This window comes from Erysipelatoclostridium sp. An15 (genome assembly GCF_002160675.1).
GTDB classification, from domain to species: Bacteria; Bacillota_I; Bacilli_A; order Erysipelotrichales; family Coprobacillaceae; genus Thomasclavelia; species Thomasclavelia merdavium.
The window spans coordinates 1-4,831 of sequence record NZ_NFLA01000088.1 but is presented as its reverse complement, the minus strand read 5'-3'; the positions used below and the strand labels follow the sequence as shown (position 1 = coordinate 4,831).

Below are 4,831 nucleotides of genomic sequence, written 5' to 3'. Positions count from 1 at the left end.
AAAAGGAATACAAACAAGAGTCATTAATAGAGCTATTATAACTTTAATAGATTTCATAATTTTTTTCTTTTCCTTCCCACAAATAAAATATTTATTATAGCATTATCCCATATGAATATTATAATCTAAATCGATGCATTTTCCTACACAAAAAAAATAAAAAAGTACGATTATAACTACATTTTTTTAAAATTGGGATTATATATCATGGTATAATATTTGTAGGAGGGATGGATATGAAAAAAAAATACAAAATAATTGTTGCTATTATGGTAGCAATAGTATTTCTTCTTTCATCATTTTATTTAGGATATTCATTTGGGATGGATATAAATAAATCTAATGATATTGATGATATAATGGGAACATATCAATTATTTGGAGGTACAAAAACAGTAACTGTAACAATTGATGATCAAGACAATCTTTATTATCAAAATGGTTTCGAAAATGAAAATAGTGAAGTTAAAACACAAATAAGCAAATTATACGAAGAATTATATCTATTGGAAGATGAAAATTTGAGTTATAATTTGGTTTTGTTTGAGAATAACTGTTTATTACTCATAGATACTAATAAGCAGACATATGACAAATTAGAAAAAGTTTCAGATATACCTACTTTTTCTGAATAAAAAGAGGGACTAAACTCCCTCTTTTTTTAACTAAGATCTATAAGGCTCCAATTGCCTCAAGATGTTAGTTCACAGAATATTATATTCGTATATTTAATTTTTTCTACTGTTGTTTATGCTATTTTTTTACTTTTGATTAATATACGCCATTCCTCATTAATTGATACGACTTCATAGTCCAAATAATTTTTTAAAATTTCTTTTTTGTTGTTTAGAGGATTATATAATATTCGTTCTTCATTGAAAAAATTAATGTCTTGCAAGTAAATTGTATAATTATCATGTGTTATTGCTCTTAATAAATCGTATAGTTTCACTTTAAATTCTCCCTTCTATTCAAATTCTTTTAAAAAATCATCTAAATTCATTTGCTCTGTTTCGGATAGTTCATTTTCTTTGCAATTAACAGTGATTGCTTCAGCTTTATTTTTCCATTTGAAAGTAAATAGAATCGAGGTAATTGAACGACCAGTTTTTACTTTTTTATAGCTCATATGTATATTTGATTTTTCGTTGATTTCTTTTTCAGCTAGAACTAATACACGTTTATTAAAATCCCTGAAATCCTTATATTTTTTTGTACAATCTAAATATAGGCGTAATTTGTTTAAATCAAAATCGAACTTTTCTGATCTGTGTTCAGTTCCTAGTCTCATAGCGAAAAATTCATATAAACGCACCGAATATGTACTTGTCATACCAGTTAATTGTGATAGATACATCCAAGTATATCCACGTAATTCTTCAAGTTCTTTTTGGATTGACTTATCGAAAGTAAAAACTACTGTATCGTCTTTGTTTAATCGACTTTTTCTTAAAGCAGAACACCATTCTTCACCATTTTCGTCTTCAATATGAACAATAGCATTACGCATTAATGTTGGAATAGTTTCTTTTATACGTTCTCGTTGGTTACCTCCACGGTTACCAGTATTTTCGGTTAATACTCTATTTATATCGCTAAGAGAAATTTCTATATCTAAATTTCCATTATATTGACTGCAAGCATAAAAAAATAATCGCATTTGATTAATACTCATTTTATGGGTGGCTAAGATTAAATTATTAGATTGTTTTAATTTTAAATCGTTATTCATTGTATCACCTCTAAAAAAATTATACACCATATGTGGACAATATTCAACAATTTTCCACGTGTTGTGTATCTACGTCCACGTGTTGTGTATCTACGTCCACGTTTTTTGTGTATCTACGTCCACGCTTTTGTGTATCTACGTCCACGCTTTTGTGTATCTACGTCCACGTATTATCCTTATTATGAAAAAAAATAAAAAAATATAAAAAAATATATATAAAAAGGCGAGCGTGTTTGTTTTTCACGCTCGTTTTTCGTCCTTCGGACTCTTTTTTGGCACTCGTTTTGATTAGACGAGTGTTATCCTTATCTTGAAATTCCTCTATCCCTTTGTCTTGCTCTTGTCTGTTTTCTTCCCTCTTCGAACATGCTCTTTGCTCCATCTATTACGTTCTCATATTGCTTTTCTTCTATTCGATCAAGATGTACTCCCTTTTTTAAAAGTTCTACTACTTTTCTTACGAAGTTCCCTACATGCAGTTTATCCAGTACTGTATATATGTACATCTTCTCGACTTCCTGATCGATACTTTCGCTTTTCAGTTTCTTATTTTCCGCTTTCAGTTTTTCTATTTCTTTTCCTTGTCGCACTGATTCTTGTCTTAAGATACTGTTTTCGTGCTGTATCTCTCCTACCTGCTTCTCTACTTCTTTTTCGATCCAGTAGTCCCTCATTTTCCTTTCTTGTCTGTTTTTATATTCTAGTTCACTGTTAATTCGCTCTAATTCCTCGTTTTTAAGCCGATACGGCTTGTTTTTGAGTTCCTGATACTTTTCCTCATGTTTTTTTATTTCGTCGTTTAGAGAAGAAATTTGGACTATTTGAAGTGTGCTTTCCTGCTGTAATGCTCTGAATGTTTCGTAGTCTATCGTTTCTTTGCCGAAAAGCCCCTTTTTTGGCTCTGTAGAGCGTTTTTGGAGCTCTAGGGTTATTTCATCAAGTTTCTTGCCTATCGCTCTTTGTTCCTGCTTATACCCCTCTATCGTTCTGTGTCTTTCCGTATTGTTCATGTGTTCTCTTTCTATGCTGTAGTTTTCGCATATCTTTTCCAGTGTTCCGAACTGTCTGTCTTTCCATTCTTCCCAGTTCTTGTATCCCATTTGTCGGATTGCTCCGTCATTGGAAATTTTACTTTCTAGACCTCTCTTGTTTCCGGTCGTGTATGGAACATAATCCAAATGCAGATGTGGTGTTGCTTCGTCATTGTGAATGTAGGCACCAATGACTTTCATCTGCGGGTTGGCTCTTATGAACTCATTTACAAAATCTTCATAGATCCCGTTTGTCTGTTTCTGATCTGGTCTGCTGTCTTTCTGTCCTATCTGAACTACAAGTTCATGAAACAGTTTTTCTTTCTTTGAGTTTGCGATATGCGAATAGTAGTCTTTTATTTTTCTGTCCTTTCGCTTCTGTTTGGCATTGTACTTTTCAAGTGCGTTGTCAAACAGTTCATGATAGATATCTTTTATGTTTTCATCAATGACAGTGATGTTGTCTTCGGTTCGTGAGAAATCGACATTCTGAGGTTTGACCGTTTGGGTACGGGTGTTATGTTTCTGATTGCCTCTGCCTTTGGTTATGCTCATGCTCATTTTTTTCATATTTATACCTCCTTTACAACGGTACTGATTTTTCTTATAATTTTTTTGGTGATCTCCTATTGTCGTTATGGTAAAAAATTTAGGGATCACCTTTTTTATTGGCTGTGCAGGGCTGTATTACGCTTTTTAGAAAACAAGTCAAAAATGTATACGAAATTTTGCTGATTTAATCAGCAAAAGATATAAAGTGTAATACAGTTTTTGTCTGTATACACTTGCGATTTTTCCTTATAGGGAATTTTCAAGTATAATTTCAAAAAAATATACTTGAAAAAGGCGTCGCAGACCGCAGCTATTATGATACGAATGTGTCAAAATAGCGATTGCGTTACTTCTTGACAAGAAGTAACAAGAACCTTATAAGGATTATATCATTTTTAAATAAAAAAGCTAACACTCTAAGTGTTAGCTTTATCGCTTTAGGTATCAATCTTTCCGTAGTTATTGTCAGACTTCAATATTGAATGTTATAATTCTTTGGTCATCATGCCTCCTGATCATGGTAAAGGAGGTGAATTCCTATGGAGGTAATAAGTTCCATTTTAATCTCTGTCATAGCAGGTGTGATTTGCCATCAGATCTGCAAGTGGCTGGACAAGAGAAAATAAAAGATGACCAGCACAAAAAAGGGAGTGTTGCAGCACTCCCTTTTTTTTAATTCCTATGGCATAAGTTCCATTCTTGCCACTTTTATTATACCCAGTTTTTTTTATTATGCAATTATTATAGGGTATTTTATAAATGAGTTATTATAGCGACAATGCTATATATAAATATATAGATAATATATGTTGACAATGTTATAAATGATAACATTGTTTTATTGTGTTTTATTGTACACTAAATTGACTTTGATATTTTGTAGCTACGCCATATGAAGATACATATGTCCATGATCCACCATATTGTGGTTTTCTATATACATCATATCTTTGAACTCTATAATTTCTCGCCACTTTTAATTTTACGGCTCTACCTACTTGAGATGATGATATACCTACAAATACTCCACCACTAGAAGATGATACAACACCAGGAGCGTATGAAGCATCAACAGATAAATATTTACCGCCGATAGTAATACCTAAAGACCATGTACCTGGACTTCTTGTACTATCACTCCAAAAGAATCCGCTATTTGCTGAATTGAAAATAGTTCCTCCTGCTGGTTGATCGTATGCGTTTTTGTATGGTGAAAACGAAGATGTTTGAGGGCTACCAACCGCTCTATAATCATAAGTATATGATTCTTTAGTTCGTTCAAAATGAGCTTTCATTTTTGCAATTTCAATTTCTTCTGCTGCTCTAAATTCTTCTTCTGTTGGTGTATATATAACAGTATTGTTGTTATCAGTATTTTCTAATGCAGAAACATTAGAAAAAGGAATACAAACAAGAGTCATTAATAGAGCTATTATAACTTTAATAGATTTCATAATTTTTTTCTTTTCCTTCCCACAAATAAAATATTTATTATAGCATTATCCCATATGAATAT

The 4,831-nt window shown here is 31.8% G+C and carries 5 protein-coding genes; 1 reads left to right on the top strand and 4 read right to left on the bottom strand.

The annotated features are described in order from the left end of the window. Window positions 1-236 precede the first annotated feature (236 nt). Window positions 237-635, top strand: coding sequence for a hypothetical protein (locus B5E92_RS14915; protein WP_087303471.1), 399 nt, complete (start codon window positions 237-239; stop codon window positions 633-635). Between the two features lie 113 nt (window positions 636-748). Here the strand turns inward: B5E92_RS14915 and B5E92_RS14910 are convergent, their stop codons facing one another. The 4 genes from B5E92_RS14910 to B5E92_RS14895 all read right to left on the bottom strand — a co-directional run bounded on the left by B5E92_RS14910 (window position 749) and on the right by B5E92_RS14895 (window position 4,769). Then, window positions 749-952 carry a hypothetical protein gene (locus tag B5E92_RS14910; protein WP_087303469.1) on the bottom strand — a complete coding sequence of 68 codons (204 nt, stop codon included), beginning with the start codon at window positions 950-952 and terminating at the stop codon, window positions 749-751. Window positions 953-967: 15 nt separating this feature from the next. Next, entirely contained in the window at window positions 968-1,732 is a 765-nt protein-coding gene (locus tag B5E92_RS14905) for a replication initiation protein (protein WP_087303467.1), read from the bottom strand. A 305-nt stretch (window positions 1,733-2,037) separates the two neighbouring features. Further along, a complete protein-coding gene (locus B5E92_RS14900; protein WP_087303465.1) occupies window positions 2,038-3,333 on the bottom strand; it encodes a plasmid recombination protein in 1,296 nt (431 codons plus the stop codon). A gap of 830 nt (window positions 3,334-4,163) precedes the next feature. Further along, entirely contained in the window at window positions 4,164-4,769 is a 606-nt protein-coding gene (locus B5E92_RS14895) for a hypothetical protein (RefSeq protein WP_087303463.1), read from the bottom strand. Window positions 4,770-4,831 lie beyond the last annotated feature (62 nt).

Bases quoted from the DNA above. Each gene is read 5' to 3' on its own strand.
- B5E92_RS14915 (WP_087303471.1), top strand. From the start codon at position 237: ATGAAAAAAAAATACAAAATAATTGTTGCTATTATGGTAGCAATAGTA.
- B5E92_RS14905 (WP_087303467.1), bottom strand. From the start codon at position 1,732: ATGAATAACGATTTAAAATTAAAACAATCTAATAATTTAATCTTAGCC.
- B5E92_RS14900 (WP_087303465.1), bottom strand. From the start codon at position 3,333: ATGAAAAAAATGAGCATGAGCATAACCAAAGGCAGAGGCAATCAGAAA.
- B5E92_RS14895 (WP_087303463.1), bottom strand. From the start codon at position 4,769: ATGAAATCTATTAAAGTTATAATAGCTCTATTAATGACTCTTGTTTGT.